The organism is Formosa algae (assembly GCF_001439665.1).
GTDB classification, from domain to species: Bacteria; Bacteroidota; Bacteroidia; order Flavobacteriales; family Flavobacteriaceae; genus Formosa; species Formosa algae.
Map to the genome: position 1 here is coordinate 49,959 of NZ_LMAK01000075.1, position 19,367 is coordinate 69,325.

General features: G+C 33.7%; 15 protein-coding genes. 9 read left to right on the top strand and 6 right to left on the bottom strand.

What is annotated here, in order from left to right; genetic code table 11:
- Window positions 1–11 precede the first annotated feature (11 nt).
- A complete protein-coding gene (locus AST99_RS16045; protein ID WP_057783493.1) occupies window positions 12–1,349 on the top strand; it encodes a hypothetical protein in 1,338 nt (445 codons plus the stop codon).
- Window positions 1,350–1,504: 155 nt separating this feature from the next.
- On the opposite strand, the gene pyk is transcribed toward AST99_RS16045, so the two are convergent.
- The 5 genes from pyk to AST99_RS16070 form a co-directional block, all read right to left on the bottom strand.
- Window positions 1,505–2,947 (bottom strand): pyruvate kinase, encoded by a 1,443-nt coding sequence (gene pyk, locus AST99_RS16050; protein ID WP_057783495.1) that lies wholly within the window; start codon window positions 2,945–2,947, stop codon window positions 1,505–1,507.
- Window positions 2,947–3,432 (bottom strand): IPExxxVDY family protein, encoded by a 486-nt coding sequence (locus AST99_RS16055; protein WP_057783520.1) that lies wholly within the window; start codon window positions 3,430–3,432, stop codon window positions 2,947–2,949. The genes pyk and AST99_RS16055 overlap by 1 nt, the downstream gene beginning before the upstream one ends.
- A gap of 138 nt (window positions 3,433–3,570) precedes the next feature.
- Complete coding sequence (rnc, locus tag AST99_RS16060; protein WP_057783497.1) at window positions 3,571–4,311, bottom strand: ribonuclease III; 741 nt, start codon at window positions 4,309–4,311, stop codon at window positions 3,571–3,573.
- Window positions 4,312–4,317: 6 nt separating this feature from the next.
- Window positions 4,318–5,568 (bottom strand): beta-ketoacyl-ACP synthase II, encoded by a 1,251-nt coding sequence (gene fabF, locus AST99_RS16065; protein ID WP_057783499.1) that lies wholly within the window; start codon window positions 5,566–5,568, stop codon window positions 4,318–4,320.
- Window positions 5,569–5,581: 13 nt separating this feature from the next.
- On the bottom strand, window positions 5,582–5,815 hold the full coding sequence (locus AST99_RS16070; protein WP_007647141.1) for an acyl carrier protein: 234 nt from the start codon (window positions 5,813–5,815) through the stop codon (window positions 5,582–5,584).
- Between the two features lie 237 nt (window positions 5,816–6,052).
- Between AST99_RS16070 and purN the strand changes: the two genes are divergently transcribed.
- Together purN and AST99_RS16080 are read left to right on the top strand one after the other, a co-directional pair.
- Window positions 6,053–6,616 (top strand): phosphoribosylglycinamide formyltransferase, encoded by a 564-nt coding sequence (gene purN / locus AST99_RS16075; protein ID WP_057783501.1) that lies wholly within the window; start codon window positions 6,053–6,055, stop codon window positions 6,614–6,616.
- A gap of 32 nt (window positions 6,617–6,648) precedes the next feature.
- The gene (locus tag AST99_RS16080; RefSeq protein ID WP_057783503.1) at window positions 6,649–7,284 is read left to right on the top strand and encodes a ribonuclease H1 domain-containing protein; all 636 of its coding nucleotides are present in this window, start codon (window positions 6,649–6,651) and stop codon (window positions 7,282–7,284) included.
- A 16-nt stretch (window positions 7,285–7,300) separates the two neighbouring features.
- Here AST99_RS16080 and AST99_RS16085 read toward each other — a convergent pair whose 3' ends face one another.
- A complete protein-coding gene (locus AST99_RS16085; protein WP_057783505.1) occupies window positions 7,301–9,259 on the bottom strand; it encodes a M1 family metallopeptidase in 1,959 nt (652 codons plus the stop codon).
- A 249-nt stretch (window positions 9,260–9,508) separates the two neighbouring features.
- On the opposite strand from AST99_RS16085, the gene AST99_RS16090 reads away from it, so the two are divergent.
- The 6 genes from AST99_RS16090 to AST99_RS16115 all read left to right on the top strand — a co-directional run bounded on the left by AST99_RS16090 (window position 9,509) and on the right by AST99_RS16115 (window position 19,329).
- Window positions 9,509–10,435, top strand: a complete 927-nt coding sequence (locus AST99_RS16090; protein ID WP_057783507.1) for a PfkB family carbohydrate kinase — start codon at window positions 9,509–9,511, stop codon at window positions 10,433–10,435.
- Window positions 10,436–10,490: 55 nt separating this feature from the next.
- Window positions 10,491–12,386 (top strand): amidophosphoribosyltransferase, encoded by a 1,896-nt coding sequence (locus AST99_RS16095; protein WP_057783509.1) that lies wholly within the window; start codon window positions 10,491–10,493, stop codon window positions 12,384–12,386.
- A gap of 599 nt (window positions 12,387–12,985) precedes the next feature.
- Window positions 12,986–13,591: a hypothetical protein gene (locus AST99_RS16100; protein WP_057783511.1), complete on the top strand. Its 606-nt coding sequence runs from the start codon at window positions 12,986–12,988 to the stop codon at window positions 13,589–13,591.
- A gap of 595 nt (window positions 13,592–14,186) precedes the next feature.
- Window positions 14,187–17,135 (top strand): amidohydrolase family protein, encoded by a 2,949-nt coding sequence (locus tag AST99_RS16105; RefSeq protein ID WP_057783513.1) that lies wholly within the window; start codon window positions 14,187–14,189, stop codon window positions 17,133–17,135.
- A 15-nt stretch (window positions 17,136–17,150) separates the two neighbouring features.
- Window positions 17,151–18,443, top strand: coding sequence for an amidohydrolase family protein (locus AST99_RS16110; protein WP_057783514.1), 1,293 nt, complete (start codon window positions 17,151–17,153; stop codon window positions 18,441–18,443).
- 289 nt (window positions 18,444–18,732) lie between these two features.
- A complete protein-coding gene (locus AST99_RS16115; RefSeq protein ID WP_057783516.1) occupies window positions 18,733–19,329 on the top strand; it encodes a hypothetical protein in 597 nt (198 codons plus the stop codon).
- Window positions 19,330–19,367: the final 38 nt, after the last annotated feature.

Sequence of the window (19,367 nt, forward strand, 5' to 3'; positions counted from 1 at the left end):
AATTTTTTAATATGAAACGCAATTTTTCAAATTACAAATTACTAAGTGCATTAGCACTAACCATAGGACTTTTCGCTTCTTGTAGTAGTGATGATACTGAAACCATAGTAAACCCAAATCCAACAACCGATACAAGATGGATAACCGTAGCTGCAGCAAGAATGGGAGACGATCCAGGAGATGGTAATGGAGGTACATTAATTTATTCTATTACTAGTGACGATGCTAAAGATCCTACTGTATCTATAGAGCCTTTTGATAACGGATTTATTGTACCGTCTAACAGAACTGCCAGATTACAATCTTCTGAAGACGGAAATACTATGTTTAACATTAGCTATGCTGGAGATACAGGAGGAAACTATACTAAATATACTGTAGAAGGTGGACAAACATTCACACAAACAGGTTCAGAAATTAGTATTGCTCCTTATGTAGGAACAGCTCCAAGATGGATTAAATTATTCGACGGAGACCAAACTGGAGCAGCAGTATATGTATCTACAGAAAATGAATTTGACGACAATGGAGATTACACACGTACAGATGCTACAATTGGTGTTGTAACTTTAGATTTAGAAAACTCATTAATCAATAACTTCCAAGAGCATAGTGTAGCTTTAAGTGATGAAGAAGAAGCTGCTGGATACTATATTTCTAGAATTGATATGCCTACATTAAACGAAGCTGGAGATAAATTATATATTGGCGCACGTTTAAGTAAAATTGATCCAGCAACTACAGAAAGTGAAAGTGAATATGAAATCTTAGGCTCTAAAACAATCATTTTAGACTACCCATCTTTATTAAACCCATCAGTAATCACATCTACTGTAGGTCATGGTAATACAAACGGATACCGTAGTATTAACGCATTCGAATATAATGGAAGCGTATACCAAGCAAATCAAAGTGATCCAGAAGGATCTTATATCTTAAAAATAGATGCTGATAATGAATATGACGATTCTTACGACTTCAATTTAGATGAAGCTTTAGGAATAGAAGGTGCATACATTTTAGCATGGAGACCAGCTGCAAATGGTAAAGCTGTAATTGCATATCGTCATGACGGATCTGCAGAAGGTGTGGCAGGAGCTCAAGGTTTCTTTGCTCTTGCAGACTTAAACGCTAAAACGGCACAAAAAATAGACGATATTCCTTACGATCCTGATTTCTACTTATTCCAATACCAAGGTTTTGTTGTAGATGGTACAGAAATATACCTTACACAAGCACCAGTTGGTGAAAATGGAAACATTTACGTTGTAGAGACTGAAACTGGAGAAGTAACCAAAGGAGCAGAATTAGTTAACGTTGAAGGTAGCCACTTTATTGGTGTATTCTAGAGTCCAAAATATCTTAATATAAAAAAAGACTATCTGAGAGGATAGTCTTTTTTTATACGCATTTGAATGTATTAGAAACACAAAATTCAGACACAAAAAAAGGTGTTCAACTGTAAGTAGTTAAACACCTTTTCAAATATGATATATGGTTTTAATTATATACTACAACTTGTAATTTCAGTTACACGTAAAGTATTAACCATTCCTTTTTCATGAATAGGCATGGCTGCTAAACTAATTAGCATGTCACCTTCTTCTAAGTAACCTTTATCGCAGGCTAATTTATTTACGTCTTCTATGGTTTCATCGGTACTTACAAATTTATCATAGTACAATGCCTTAACACCCCACAATAAGTTTAATTGTGTTAAGATACGTTTGTTAGAAGTAAATACTAAAATATGAGCAGATGGTCTCCAAGCTGAAATTTGGAAAGCTGTATATCCACTATTTGTTAAAGTAGAAATCGCTTGCGCATTAATCTCGTTAGCCATGTTAGCTGCGTGGAAACAGATTGCTTTTGTAATGTAACGTTTCGTACGGATGTGTGGCGGAGATTGTGGCACTTTAATAAGTGGTGAATCTTCTACACTTTTAATAATATCCGACATTTGTTTAATAACTTGAATTGGATATTTACCCACAGACGTTTCTCCTGAAAGCATAACCGCATCTGCACCATCCATTACAGAGTTTGCAACATCGTTTACTTCTGCACGCGTAGGTGTTAAACTATCAATCATAGTTTCCATCATTTGCGTTGCAATAATTACAGGAATCCTAGCTTTCTTAGCACATAATACTAATTGCTTCTGAATTAACGGAACTTCTTCAGCAGGAATTTCAACACCTAAATCACCACGAGCAACCATTAAACCGTCGCAATACGCTACAATTTTATCGATATTTTCTACCGCTTCTGGTTTTTCTATTTTGGCAATAATTGGAATTTTATTTTCACTGTGTTCGCTTATAAGATCTTGTAATTGCATTAAATCTTCAGCATGACGTACAAATGACAGAGCCATCCAGTCTACCTTCATCTTAATTGCAAAAATCGCATCTTCAATATCTTTTTCTGTAAGTGCAGGCTGAGAGATGTTTGTATTAGGAAGGTTTACTCCTTTTTTAGATTTTAAAGGACCTCCTTGTATAACTTTTGCGGTTACTTCATCTACATTGTTACTTGAAACAACTTCAAAAATCAATTTACCATCGTCTAGAAGAATACGTTCTCCTGGTCTAGCATCTTGAGGAAATTGCTTGTAAGTCATGTAAACACGTTCCTTTGTACCTTCAAATCTTTCGCCAGTAGCGAAGATTATTTCGTCTCCAGGATTAACAAACACTTCTTCCTTCATGACACCTACACGAAGTTTAGGACCTTGTAGATCTCCTAGTATTGCAGCATTATAACCGAATTCTTCGTTTAACTCACGAATCATTTTAATACGTTCTGCAACGTCTTCATAATCTGCATGAGAAAAATTAATTCTAAACACGTCAGCGCCTTCGTCTAACATACCTTTTAAAACTTCTTTCGTACTCGTCGCTGGCCCTAATGTAGCCACTATTTTGGTCTTCTTTCTTTTCAACATTAATTAAAAATTAAATTGTCTTTAGATTTTATCTGATCCACATTTACCGTATAAGTTGTGATAACTTGGGGTATCTCTTGGATTTTATTCACTATTAATTGTTCACTTATTTGCAAGTCTTCTTTCGTAATCTTCATTAAATAATCTACATTTTTTAATTCAGGAATTAAGTTGTAAGACTTTATAATTTTTTCTTGATTTGTAAACAGCGATCCAGAACTTTGTAAGCTATCTTCCTCGCGTTTACAAATATTAGACACCAAGTTATATGTAATTAAATTGGCTTCGTCCTTCCATTCAAAAATAGAATAAGCAGCTGAAAAATATTTGTAATCAATATCTTGAGCTCTTCTGATTAGGCTTAAATTTAAATTTTTATTTAAATAATACGCTAATCTATAATCTTCTAAACGACTATGTATGGCAATTAAAATATAATCGACGTCTTCTAGAAAGTCTTCAAGATTAAGTTTATGAATCGCCATAATCGTTACTTTAACTGTAAAGATAACATTTAAAAGCATTCAAAAATGACCTTTTCAACTTATCTTATTGTTATATTTCTACGAAAACGTTTTAGTTTATGCGAATTTTTAAAAAAAATGTATGTATTGTAGTTTTGGCTATGTATTTTTTGTTATCTCCTTCTGGAAAACAAAAAAAGCACGCTTAGAGGCTTTCTCTTCGGCCTTCTTTTTAGAGGTGGCTCGCGCTTTAGCTACTACTTTTTTATCGATAGCAAGTTTTACGGCAAAATGTCTCACATCGTCGTTTCCTGTATCGTCATACACATTAAAATCGAAGGTTTTCTTTTCTTTTTGACACCATTCTATAAGCAAACTTTTATAACTAATTACCTTACCTTCTAATTGTTCAATATCAACAAAAGGCACAATAATGCGTTTATAAATAAACTTCTCACAGTATTTAAAGCCACGATCTAAATAAATTGCACCAACGAGTGCTTCAAATAAATTCCCGTGTATGTTATCTCCAAATTGGCCTTTAGGAATTTTACTGTCTATTAATTCAATAAGTTTTAAATCGCGTCCAAGTTCATTTAAATGCTCTCTACTCACAATTTTAGAACGCATTTTGGTAAGATAACCTTCATCTCCAGCCGGAGCTTCTGTATATAAATAAGAGGCAATTACAGAACCTAACATGGCATCGCCTAAAAACTCCAGACGTTCGTAGTTAATTGCGTTTCCCTTACCGTCTCTAATATTCATAGAGCGATGGGTAAAAGCTGTTTTGTAAAAACTCTCGTTTTTAGGCTTGAAACCTAAAATTTTTGAGACTGAAACAAAAAAATTCCCGTTATTTTTAAAACGGGAATTTAATATGTAACGAATGCTTTTCATTCGTGTTTAATCTAGTTTTCTAAATAATACACAAGCGTTGTGACCGCCGAATCCAAAGGTATTACTCATAACCACTTTAACATCTCTTTTTTGAGGTTTGTTAAGTGTTAAATTTAATTCTGAATCAATGTTCTCATCAAAAACCTCGTGGTTAATTGTTGGAGGGACAATGCCATATTCCATTGCTAAAATTGCAGCAATAGATTCTATAGCACCGGCAGCACCTAACAAGTGACCAGTCATAGATTTTGTTGAGTTAATATTGATGTTTTTAGCATGCTCGCCAAAAACTTCAGTAATTGCTTTTAATTCTGCGACATCGCCTAAAGGCGTAGATGTACCATGTGTATTAATATGGTCTACATCTTCTGGTTTCAATCCGGAATTTTCAAGACAATTTCTCATTACAGCCATAACGCCTATACCTTCTGGATGTGGTGCCGTCATATGGTGTGCATCTGATGACATTCCTCCACCCATAACTTCTGCATAAATTTTGGCTCCTCTTGCTTTAGCATGTTCATACTCTTCAAGAATAATGGCTCCTGCACCCTCTCCTAACACAAAACCATCTCTGGTCGCATCAAAAGGTCTAGATGCTGTTTCCGGACTTTCATTTCTTGTTGATAACGCATGCATAGCATTGAAACCTCCCATTCCTGCAATAGTTACGGCAGCTTCACTACCTCCTGTTACAATAACATCGCATTGACCTAAACGAATATAGTTTAGAGCATCTATCATTGCATTTGCAGAAGAAGCACAAGCCGAAACAGTAGTATAGTTAGGCCCCATAAATCCATGTTTAATGGATATGTTACCTGGAGCTATATCTGCAATCATTTTAGGTATAAAAAACGGATTGAATCGTGGTGAACCATCGCCTGCTGCAAAGTTTAAAACTTCATTTTGGAATGTTTCTAGACCACCAATTCCTGCGCCCCAAATTACACCTACTCGTAATTTATTAATGGTATCTAAATCTAGCTTAGAATCTAAGATTGCTTCGTCTGAAGCTACCATAGCATACTGAGTAAATCGATCCATTTTACGAGCCTCTTTTCTATCAAGAAAATCGGTAGGATTAAAGTTTTTTAATTCGCAAGCGAATTTAGTCTTGAACTTCTCAGTATCAAAATATGTTATAGGAGCAGCCCCACTTTTACCACTAATTAGACCTTCCCAAAATTCATCTTTGGTATTTCCTATTGGTGTTAGAGCCCCTAAACCTGTAACTACTACTCGCTTTAGTTCCATAAAAATCTTTCCCTTATTTTGCAGCTTCTATATATGATATAGCTTGACCAACTGTTGCAATGTTTTCTGCTTGATCATCTGGAATTTGGATATCGAATTCTTTTTCGAATTCCATAATTAATTCTACAGTATCTAATGAATCTGCTCCTAAGTCGTTTGTGAAGCTAGCTTCAGTTACAACTTCGTTTTCATCAACACCTAATTTGTCTACGATAATCGCTTTTACTCTTGATGCAATGTCTGACATAATCTTTAATTTTAAGTTTAAATAAGGTGCAAAAATAAAAAACTTTATTTTAAAACACGCTTTTAGTTTGAAAATAGTGAATGTAATTTAATTATTTTAAACATAAGTCCTTTAATTTTGCACAAATAAATTTAAAAATTTATCTATTTTTCACAACAAGTTATAAGTTGTTTTACCCTCTGTTTTCACAGTGTTTATCACGATTTTACACTTATTATTATAACCAAAATATAACTCATGAAACGTATTGTAATTTTTGCTTCTGGATCTGGATCGAATGCCGAAAACTTAATTAAATACTTTAAAAGTAAATCTAACGCAACAGTGACACTTGTACTCACAAATAACCCACATGCCAAGGTTCTTGACCGATGTAAAAAACTAGACATTAGCGCCTTATCTTTTAACAAAGTCGCTTTTACTAAGACAAACGACGTTTTAAACCTCTTAAAGAGTGCACAACCTGATTTAATTATTTTAGCCGGTTTTTTATGGAAATTTCCAGAACAGATACTAAAAGCCTACCCTAATAAGGTTATAAATGTACATCCGGCGCTCTTACCTAAATTTGGAGGAAAAGGGATGTACGGCATACGCGTACACGATGCGGTAGTGGCTAATAAGGAAACAGAAACTGGGATTACAATTCATTATGTAAATGAGAATTATGATGAGGGCGCAACCATTTTTCAAGCCACTTGTCCTGTTTTAAGCACAGACAGTTCTGAAGATGTTGCGGCTAAAATTCATGAACTAGAGATGGAACATTTCCCTATAATTGTAGAAAAACTTTTAAGCTAAAGCTGATTTAAACTCGTTTTTAAAGATAATCAATGTCAAAAAAAAAGAAATACTATACCGTTTGGAAAGGACATAAAGTAGGTGTTTACGACACCTGGAATGCTTGTAAAGCACAAACCAAGGATTATCAGGGTGCAGTTTACAAATCTTTCCCCACCCTTGAGGCTGCAAAACATGCTTTAAACAGTAACCCCAAAGACTTTATTGGCAACAAAACTTTTAAAAGCGGCTTAACCTCTGAACAATTGAAACGCATCGGGCAACCTAATTATAATTCTATCGCTGTGGATGCGGCTTCTAGCGGAAATCCAGGGGTTATGGAGTATAGAGGTGTAGAGACAAAAAGTAAAAGACAGCTTTTTATACAAGGCCCTTTTAAACAAGGCACAAATAATATAGGCGAATTTTTAGCTATTGTTCACGGTCTCGCTTTGCTAAAAAAAAACAATAGCAGTTTACTTATTTACACCGATTCTAGAACCGCTATAAGTTGGGTCAAGAAAAAAAAATGCAACACAAAATTAGAAAGAACCGAAAAAAACAAAGATGTATTCGATTTAATTGATCGTGCTGAAAGTTGGCTAAAAAACAACGATTATATCACAACTATTGTAAAATGGGAAACTAAAGCTTGGGGTGAAATTCCTGCCGATTTTGGAAGAAAGTAATCAAATTTAGAATCTATTATTTTTTAGAGTGCCACACATTATTACTTCTATCAATATCGGGTAATTGATGCTCAGAATCTATCACAACATGAGTGATTTCTGAAGTGGTATCGACATGAAACTGTGCAGTTTCACCAAGCTTCCAGATCTCTACAGGAACTTTAAAATCGTGAACTTTACCGTTTACTTCCTCAACACTTACCAAAATAGGCATTACCATTTGTTGGTTATTACTAACCGTGATATTAGCGCCATTATCAGCGTAATCTTTAACATAACTAACAGCTGTGACGGCCTGATCTAGTTGCCAATTATTATGGTACCAACCTAACCAAAACCACGATAAATCTTCGCCAGAGCCATTATCCATACTTTTAAAAAAATCTTCAGGCTTTGGGTGTTTATAAGCCCAATTATTAATGTATTGTTTAAACGCATAATCAAATTTATCATGCCCAAGCACAACTTCTCTAAGGAGTACTAAACCAAAAGCCGACTTAAAATATGCTAAAGGATGCACAAATTCACGTGCCATGTTATCTGCAGGAGTCATTAAAGTTGGACCGTTTTTACAATCTTCCAAAACTTTAATTATTTCATCTGCTGGATTCCCACCTTGTTCGGCATATTCACCATCTCTTTTAGGTGCAAATTCTCCATTATTAAAATTCTCGTGCGCATAAATATCAATAAAAGTATTAAAACCTTCATCCATAAAAGGATGCCTTCTTTCGTCGGAGCCAACAATCATAGGAAACCACGTATGCCCTATTTCATGAGACGCTAATAAAAACATTTTATAGGGCTCGGCTTTCCAGCTATTAAAAGCCAATCCTGGATACTCCATTCCGCCAACACGGCCAGCAACACTGGTCGCCACAGCATAAGGATATTCGAACCATTTTTGAGAAAATTCTTCAACTGAAAACTTCATAAACTCTGTAGATCTCGCCCACGCTATTTTATCTTGAGTAGATGCTACCGGATACACAGATTGCGCTAAAGCTTTTCGTCCGCTAGGTAAATTAATTTTAGCGGCATCCCAGATATAAGATGTAGACATGGCCCAAGCAACATCTCTAGTATGCTCCATTTTAAAATGCCATGTGGTTGTTCCTGTTTTAGATTTAGTTACTGATTTTTTTAACTCTTTAGCAGTTCTTATAAAAACCGTTTTATCAGATTCCTTGGCTTCTGCTAATCGTTTTAGTGTTTTCTCATTTAAAATATCATCTCCGTTAAGTAACATTCCTGCTCCCACAACAACTTGATCTGAAGGCACAGTAATTTCATAATCTATAGTTCCGTAGTCTAAATACATTTCGCCACTACCAACAAAAGGCAAGGTATTCCAACCGTAATAATCGTCGTAAACACATAACCTTGGATACCAATAAGAAAACTGAAAAATTTGACCATCTTCTGTATCCATATAACCAGATCGCCCACCGCTACTTCTAGTTTGTAAGACATAAGAATAAACTATACTAAACGAAATATTTGATTTAGAACGCAACGCATCCTTTAACCGCAATTGCATTCGCGTACCATCAATAATATATGGAATATCTTCCCATGTTTTACCTTTTAAAACACGTATGCTTTTAATTGTATACCCTTGTGATGGATCTGATTTTTCTGTAGGATTCTTAAGCTTATGCGCTTTAGAATTCGAGCTAGAAATATTCTGATCGAGTTGCATCCATAAAGATTCTAAATCATCTGGACTATTATTAATATAGTCTACTAAAACCTCACCTTCAAGCAAAAAAGTATCGACATTAAAAGTTGCTTTTACGGTATAATCTGCCTCATTCTGCCAATATCCAGAACCCGGTTTTCCTGAAGCACTTCTTACAGAAGTTTCGTGATGCTTATAAAAATCTGTAATGAAAATTTTTGAAGGATCATATTGTGCATTTGCCGTAGATATAGCAATACACATTAATAAAGTTAAGTAATTAGGGAATTTCATAACAGTTAATGGGTTGTATTTATATATCTAAGGTAGTTAATCTATATAAAAAAGTCTTTCACTGCTATAATTTTTACACAACACGCAAAAGCAACTGTTTTTATTAAATAATTCAAACTAAAACCTACAATACATTACAAAATGAATAACAAACATCTGAAAAAAAACAATTTTATTCTAAATAAATTTTGTTTATGCATTAGCAGTTAAAAGACCTATATTTGCAAAAAAAAACATTAGACCTCTTTTATGAGTAAATTAGTTATTGTAGGTACTGTAGCGTTTGATGCTATTGAAACACCTTTCGGAAAAACCGATAAAATTCTTGGTGGCGCTGCTACTTATATAGGATTATCTGCATCACAATTTAATTTAGATAGTGCTGTAGTTTCTGTAGTAGGAAACGATTTCCCTCAAGACTACCTAGATTTATTATCGAATAAAAACATAGACATTTCTGGTTTAGAAATTGTAAAAGACGGAAAAACATTCTTTTGGAGTGGCCGTTACCATTACGATATGAATACTAGAGATACTTTAGCAACAGAACTAAATGTATTAGCAGATTTTAATCCTATAGTACCTGAAGCTTATAAAGATGCCGAAGTGGTTATGCTAGGAAATCTTCATCCTTTAGTACAACTTGGGGTTTTAGACCAAATGACGACTAAGCCAAAATTAGCCATTCTAGATACTATGAATTTCTGGATGGACAATGCTTTAGAAGATTTACATAAAGTAATTGCTAGAGTAGATGTACTTACTATTAACGACGAAGAAGCAAGACAGTTAACTGGAGAATATTCTTTAGTAAATGCCGCTCAAAAAATCTTCGAATTAGGACCTCAATTTGTAGTCATTAAAAAAGGAGAACATGGCGCTTTATTATTTCATAAAGATGAAATCTTCTCTGCACCAGCATTACCTTTAAAAAGTGTATTTGATCCAACAGGAGCAGGAGATACTTTTGCTGGAGGATTTGCAGGATTTTTAGCAAACTCTGGAGAATATACATTTGATAATATGAAGACAGCCATAATTTATGGTTCTGCTTTAGCCTCCTTTTGCGTAGAAGAGTTCGGTACAGAACGCTTGCAGAAAGTCACCACAGAAGAATTAAACATTCGACTGCAGCAGTTTAAGGAGTTAACAACATTTAATATAGATTTATCATAAAAAAACGCGCGCTTGTAAAAAAGCGCGTTTTTTAATTAATTTTATTATATAGACAATGAGCGATGCTTTAAAACATGAATGCGGTATAGCACTCATAAGACTTTTAAAACCATTAGAATACTATAAAGAAAAATATGGTACTGCATTTTATGGTGTAAATAAAATGTATTTAATGATGGAAAAACAACACAATCGTGGTCAAGATGGTGCTGGTTTTGCAAGTATTAAATTAGACACTCACCCTGGTGAACGTTATATAAGCCGAGTACGCTCTAACGCTCAACAACCTATTCAAGATATATTCGCTCAAATTAATGCTAGAATTAATCAAGAATTAGTAGAGCATCCTGAATATGCAGACGATGTAGAATTACAAAAAAGACACATTCCTTATGTAGGTGAAGTGCTTTTAGGTCATGTCCGTTATGGTACTTTTGGTAAAAACAGTGTAGAAAGTGTACACCCGTTTTTAAGACAAAATAACTGGATGCACAGAAACTTAATTCTTGCCGGTAACTTTAACATGACCAATGTAAATGAATTATTCGATAATTTAATTCGCATTGGACAACATCCAAAAGAAAAAGCCGACACCATAACTATTATGGAAAAAATTGGTCATTTCTTAGACGATTCTGTTGCAAAAAAATACAAACAATTAAAAGCAGAAGGGTATTCTAAAACAGAATGTTCGCCTTTAATTGCAGAACGTTTAAACGTTGGTAAAATTTTAAAACGAGCTGCCAAGAATTTTGATGGTGGTTATGCTATGGCCGGAATGTTAGGGCATGGAGATTCTTTTGTCTTACGTGATCCTGCCGGAATTAGACCAGCATATTATTACCAAGACGACGAGGTGGTTGTGGTTGCTTCAGAACGTCCAGTAATACAAACCGTTTTTAATGTAGATTTTGATAAGGTTAAGGAATTAGATCCTGGTCATGCCATCATCACAAAAAAATCTGGTAAAGTTAAAATTGAAAAGATATTAGAACCTACAGAACGTAAAGCCTGTTCTTTTGAGCGCATTTACTTCTCTAGAGGTAGTGATGCAGAAATCTATCAGGAACGTAAAACATTAGGAAAATTATTAATGCCTAAAGTGCTTGAGACGATTGATTTTGATACCAAAAATTCTGTATTTTCTTATATTCCTAACACGGCAGAATCATCGTTTTTCGGAATGATAGAATCTGTTGAAGATTTCTTAAATAAAAGAAAAACAAAAGCGATTATTGAAGGTAAAGATTTATCTGAAGAACAAGTTACAGACATTTTAAAAGAACGTCCAAGAATTGAAAAAATCGCTATTAAAGATGCTAAACTACGTACGTTTATTACTGAAGACAGTAGTAGAGACGATTTAGTAGAGCATGTATATGATGTAACCTATGGTGTAATTAAAAACACGGACAATATTGTTATTATAGACGACAGTATTGTTAGAGGAACAACACTTAAGAAAAGTATTATTAGAATGCTAGATCGTTTACATCCTAAACGCATAGTTGTTGTATCATCTGCACCACAAATTCGTTATCCAGACTGTTACGGTATAGATATGGCAAATTTAGGAAGCTTAGTTGCATTTAGAGCCATGTTAAGTTTATTAGAAGACCACAATAAATACCATTTGGTAGAAGAGGTATATAATAAGTGTAAAGCTCAAGTAGATTTTAAAGATACTAAAGTTCAGAACTTTGTTAAAGAACTATACGATCAGTTTACAGACGATGAAATATCTAATAAAATTGCTGTTCTTATTTCTGACGACACTATAAATGCAGAAGTGCACACTATTTTTCAAAGTGTAGAGAATTTAAACAAAGCATGCCCTAAGAATTTAGGCGACTGGTATTTTACAGGAAATTATCCTACTCCTGGAGGAAATCGTGTAGTAAACAGAGCCTTTATTAATTTTTATGAAGGGAACAATCAACGTGCTTATTAATAATCATTTACAACGTGAATTTGTTACTTAATCGACACAAACACACGTTTTATCTAATAATAATGCATTTAATCTAAAAGATTAAGTGAAAATATAAAAATACTCTAATTTGGCAGAACCATAACATAAGTAGGTTAAGTTCATGGTAGATTTGGGGCAAAAAAGGTGAACTAACGTTCACCTTTTTTATTTTACAAGCTTTAGTAAGCAACGCCTTTTTATTCATAACGTATTAAAATAATGAGATTTACACAGAAAAGTTTAATCGCTACATTTATTATTTTAGTCCTCTTCACACTACAACATCATAAATAAATTTTACTCCTATTATATATTAAGGATACACACTGGAGCTAATATTTCTAAAATAGCATAGTAACCAAATTAAAATAACACATATTCTACAGTATTATAACATCTATTTTCACCCTAAATACTGAAAACTACACGAGATTACCCCAAACCTATGCTATATTAACCCGACGGTATGACAACATTAATTTAACAGTTAAAATAGTATACATTGTTGCCAATATCGATGTTTTCTAACCTAAAGATCACACATATATTTGCAGTGTTAATCGTTAAGAAAAACACACATGAAAAATTTAATTACACTTAGTATATGTTTATTAGTAATGACTACTAGTATAGCATCGACTTACACAAACATCTCTTTTTCTAAAAAAGACGATGGAACGAAGATGGAGATTACATTAACTTTAAATGATGTAAAAGCAGGACAAAAATTATCTATTAAAGACGAAAACGGAGTTACACTATATAATCAAACCATTCAGAAGACAGGAATCTATAATAGTAGATTTGATTTATCTGCTTTACCTAATGGAGATTATTATTTTGAACACAATAAAGATTACTACACAAAATTAATCCCTTTCACAGTTGCTCAAGGAGAAGTTAACTTCGACAAGGCTAACGAAAAGGTAATTTACAAGCCTGTAGTTCGTATAAAAAACGACTTCATCTATGTCTCTAAATTAGATTTAGAGCAAAACGATGTAACCATAGATATTTATTATTCAGCTAAAGATAAAAGCGAATTCAAATTAGTACAGTCTGATGAAATTTCAAACACAATGAAAATCGAACGTGCTTACCGCATATCTGATCAACATAAAGGAAATTACAAAGTGGTCATTAAAAGTAATGGACATACTTATAATGAAAACTTCAAAATTTAGTTTTAAATAGATAGTGTTTCATTATACTATCGAATTTAGTTAGTTTGTTTGTAAGAGTGGAACTGGTTATTCCACTCTTTTTTTATGCCCAAAAGTCACGGTTTATTATAGCATAATAATTTCAAAGTGCCACACCTTTTCCACGTCAAAAATTACATGTTTACTCTTATAGTGTATCAGTATAGAAAAAACAGGTAAGCGGCAAACCATTCAAATTATATTATACTTCACAAATGGGTTATTCTCTAGCTTTAACCCCAAAACAAATCTATAGAGCAACTAAATCACTCTGCCTAAATTCTTCCGCTTTATTATAGAAAAGGGTAAAAAATACCATCAAATAACAAATTTTAAATTTTACCCCCTGTTTTCTGATAAAATCGACCGAAACACACACAAAAAAAAGTAAATAGCAAATACACCTCATTTAGAATACTTATATCTTTAGGAAAGAGAACTTATAAATTATTTTTAAAAACAGCTCACGTATTAAGGCATACCTTCATACTATAAACTATGCCGTTTTTTCATTTTAACTACACTATGTTCTTCATAAAAAAAGCATAATAATTAATCCTAAAAAAAAGATTGCTAAATGAAACAAAGATTACTAATTATAATACTTTTTATGGCTAGTAGCAGCCTCTTAAAAGCACAAGATTACTTCCCCGAAAGCAAAGGTGTAAAATCTAACAACCACAATTACACCGCTTTTACAAATGCAAAAATTTATGTAACGCCAACTACAGTTATTGAGTCTGGTACGCTTTTAATTAAAGAAGGAAAAGTAGTATCTGCTGGAGCTCAAGTTACACTACCAAAAAACACTGTAGTAATTAATGCAGAAAACAAAACCATTTATCCATCGTTTATAGATGTGTATTCGGATTTTGGAGTAAAAAAACCAAAACGTGAAGGCGGACGTGGCCGATCTGCACAGTATGATGCCACTAGAGATGGGTTTTATTGGAACGATCATATCATGCCAGAAACAGATGCTGTAGATGTTTTTGAATACGACAGCAAAAAAGCAAAAGAATTACTAGAAGCTGGTTTTGGTGTAGTAAATACTCATTTACAAGATGGTATTGCCCGCGGAACAGGAGTTTTGGTTACTTTAAACGAAAACGGGACTAATGCAGACCGTATTTTAAACGATCGTTCTGCACAATATTTTTCCTTCACCAAGAGTATTGTTAAATCGCAATCATATCCATCGTCTTTAATGGGTGCCACTGCCCTATTGCGTCAATTTTACCACGATGCAGATTGGTATGCGAAAGGTAATGTAGATGGTATAGACCGTTCTTTAGAAGCATTAAATAAGAATAAAGGACTTATTCAGATATTTGAAGCAGAATCTAAAAGTAATGTTTTAAGAGCAGATAAAATTGGAGATGCTTTTGGTATTCAATACACCATTTTAGGAGGTGGTTATGAATACGAAATGGTTTCTGCTATAAAAGCAACAAACGCAAAATTAATTTTACCGTTAAATTTCCCTGATGCTTACGATGTGTCTGATCCTTTTAGTGAAACTTTTGTATCGCTATCAGATATGCGCCATTGGAACCAAGCCCCTGCTAACCCTAAAATTTTGGCAGAAAACGGAGTCACTTTTTCTTTTACCTTAAAGGATTTAAAGAAAACTAAAGATTTTAAAGAAAAACTAATGGAAGCCATTGCATACGGACTTCCAAAAGCAAAAGCATTAGAGGCTTTAACTACAATTCCTGCTCAGATTCTTGGACAATCAAGTAAAATAGGAAGCTTACAAAAAAACATGGAAGCTAATTTTATTATTACTTCTGGCGACTTTTTTGATAAAGAAACCATTGTGTACGAAAACTGGGTACAAGGAAAAAAGAACTTAATTACTGCTGCGAATACAAACGACATTAGAGGTGAATACAACATTACAACAAACTCTAAAGTATTTACGCTTTCTATAAAAGGAAGTATAGACGATCCAAAAGCAAGTATTAAACAAGATTCTACAACTTTAACTTCTAAATTTAAGTTTGAAAATAATTGGTTAAACCTGTCTTTTACAGACAATGGTTCTGAAACCTATAGGTTTTCATCTTTAATCTCTCCGAACACAGATGCTTTTAGCGGAAAAGTGATGACATCAAACGGAGCTGAAGATTTTAAGGCTAAACTAACAGAAGCTTTTGAAACAAAACCTGAAAAGGACCATACTCATGAGCCTACAGACATTGTTCCGATCACGTATCCTAACATTGGGTATGGAAATTTAGAACGTCCTAAACAAGAAACCATTTTATTTAAAAATGCTACAGTTTGGACCGGTGAAGACGAAGGTATTCTAACAAATACAGATGTTTTAGTTAAAGATGGTAAAATATCTAAAATTGGTAAAGACCTTTCTGCCGGAAAAGCTAAAGTCATTGATGCCACAGGAAAACATTTAACTGCTGGTATTATTGATGAACACAGTCATATTGCGGCATTATCAATTAATGAATCCGGTCATAACTCATCTGCAGAAGTCACAATGGAAGACGTTGTAGATCCAGACGATATTAGTATTTATTACGCTCTTGGAGGTGGTGTAACGTCACTACAACTTTTACATGGTTCTGCAAACCCAATTGGGGGGCGTTCTGCAATCTTAAAATTAAAATGGGGAGAAACAGCAGAAAATATGATTTACGACAATTCTCCTAAATTTATAAAATTCGCTTTAGGTGAAAACGTTAAACAAAGTAACTGGGGAAGCACAAACAGATTCCCTCAAACAAGAATGGGTGTAGAACAAGTGTTTATTAACTACTTTCAACGCGCCAAAGAATACGGTGAAAAGAAGGCTAGCGGAACACCTTACCGTTACGACGAAGAGATGGAAACGCTTTTAGAAATTCTTAATGGAGAACGTTTTATTAGTTGTCACTCTTATGTGCAAAGTGAGATTAATATGCTGATGAAGGTGGCTGAAAAATTCGATTTTAGAGTGAACACTTTTACACATATTTTAGAAGGTTATAAAGTAGCAGATAAAATGGCTGAACACGGAGTTGGTGCAGCAACATTTAGCGACTGGTGGGCATATAAGTTTGAAGTAAACGATGCCATTCCCTACAATGCAGCAATCATGCAACAGCAAGGTATAACTGTAGCTATAAATAGTGACGATCAAGAAATGATTAGAAGACTAAATCAAGAAGCTGGAAAAACTGTAAAATACGGTGGCATGACGGAATTAGAAGCTTGGAAAATGGTAACTATTAACCCTGCTAAATTATTGCATCTAGATGATAGAGTAGGAAGTATTAAAAAAGGAAAAGACGCCGATCTTGTTCTTTGGAACGACCACCCAATGTCTATTTATGCTAAAGCAGAAAAAACACTTATTGAAGGTGTAGTCTATTTTGATATTGAAAAAGACAAACAACAACGCGAAAGCATAAAAAAGGAACGTGCTCAATTAATTGATTTGATGCTTCAAGATAAATCTAAGGGTAAAAAGACACAAAAACCATCTGGCAAGAGAAGAGAAGAAATGACTTGCGAATCACTATAAAAATAAAGAACTATAATGAAAACATATAACAACATATTAGTGCTCGTGATTTTGCTTTGTGTATCCCTATCTTGGGCACAACAGACACCAGCACCAGCACAAAAAGAAGCCATTGTAATAGAAGGTGCCACTGCGCATTTGGGTAATGGAAGCATCATAGAAAATTCTTTAATCATGTTCGAAGGCGGTAAATTAACCTTTGTTGGTGATGCAAAAATGAAAATAGCTAGAAAAGGAAAGAAAATTAATGGCACAGGAAAACATCTTTACCCGGGATTTATCGCTCCAACAAAAGCGTTAGGTTTAATAGAAATTAATGCAGTTAGAGCCAGTATAGATGTAGATGAGATTGGAGAATTTATTCCACATGTGCGTAGTTTAATTGCGTATAATGCCGAATCTAAAGTTGTAGAAAGTATGCGACCAAATGGTGTATTACTTGCTCAAATTACACCTCAAGGAGGAGATATTTCTGGAACATCATCTATTGTACAATTAGATGCTTGGAATTGGGAAGATGCTGCTATAAAAGTAGACGATGGTATTCACTTACATTGGCCAAGCAGTTATAGATTTAACCGCAGAGGAGAAAACAGAGGTTATATGCCTAACGATTCTTACCAAAAAACAATAGCTGAGATTACTAGTTTTTTACAAGATTCTAAAGCATACGGAGAAACAACTCCAAAAGAAGAGAATGCTCCTTTTAAAGCCATGCAAGGCTTATATAGCGGATCTCAAAAACTATACATATATGCTGATGGTGAAAAAGAAATAATAGATGCCATTACCTTAGCTAAAAGTGAAGGAGTAAAAAGTATTGTATTGGTTGGTGGCTATGAAGCTTATAAGGTGACTGACTTCTTAAAACAGCAAAACATTCCTGTTTTAGTACAAGCAACGCATAACAGACCAAAATTTGAAGACGAAGACTATGACTTACCATATAAACTTCCTAAACTATTAACAGACGCTGGATTATTAGTGGGCATACAAAATGGAGAAGGTCGTAACTTCCAAACTAGAAATTTACCTTTTTATGCAGGTCAAGCTGCAGGTCAAGGATTAGACAAAGAAGTTGCCTTGTCTTTAATTACAGGTAATAATGCAAAGATATTAGGAATAGACAATGCTTATGGGACTTTAGAAGTTGGTAAAAGCGCTACATTATTCTTATCTGAAGGAGATGCTTTAGACATGAGAACTAATCAGTTATTAAATGCTTTTATAGATGGTCGTGAAATTTCTCTAGAAACACACCAAACAGAACTTTGGAAACGCTATATGAATAAATACGAAAACGAATAAACACTTCGGTTTATAAAACGTGTAGTACATGAAACATACTATATTAAAGAGTGAGATAAGAATCTCACTCTTTTTTTTATGCAAAAAAGATAAAATTGCACACGTCTTATAAACACATAATAGTCTAATCTATTACAAATTACCTTTAACCTGTGCTAAATTAACCCAACAATCTCTACATACCAAAAAGTTGGTTAAAATAGGATATAAAGTAGCCAATATCGATGTTTTGTGACGCCTAGTATTCCCATACCTTTGACTCAGTTAAATAATCTAAAATATTTGAATTATGAAAAAAATAATGACACTTAGTATTTGCTTGTTGGTAGTAGCTACCAGCTTTGCATCAGATTTCGCTAGAAACACGTCATCTAATTTTGATGGAAAAGACAAAGAGATTACGTTAACATTAGATAATGTAGAAATTGGACAACAATTATATATAAAAGACAATAAAGGATATATTCTATACAATAAGACCTTTAAATCGTCTGGAAGTGTTAATAGTACTTTCGACTTTTCAACTTTACCTAATGGAACGTATTTTTTCGAACACGAAAAATCAAATCAAATTAAAGTCATTCCTTTTAATGTTAAAACTGGAGAAGTAACTTATTCGCCAGACGTAAAAGTTATCTTTAAGCCAGTTGTAAAAATAAAAGATCACCGTGTGTACTTATCTAAATTAGAATTAGATAAAACAGATGTAACTGTAAGTCTTTCTTTTGAAAACGAAATTAACGATTACAAAGTAATCCATACAGAAAACTTTAAAAACACAGCAAATATACAACGTGTATACAGCTTAGCTGAAAACGTATCTGGAAACTACAAAGTAGTTATTAAAGCTGATGGTAAAGAATTTGTAGAATACTTTAGTATCTAAGCGTAATTAGCTTCAATAATATATTAAAGAGTGAACTT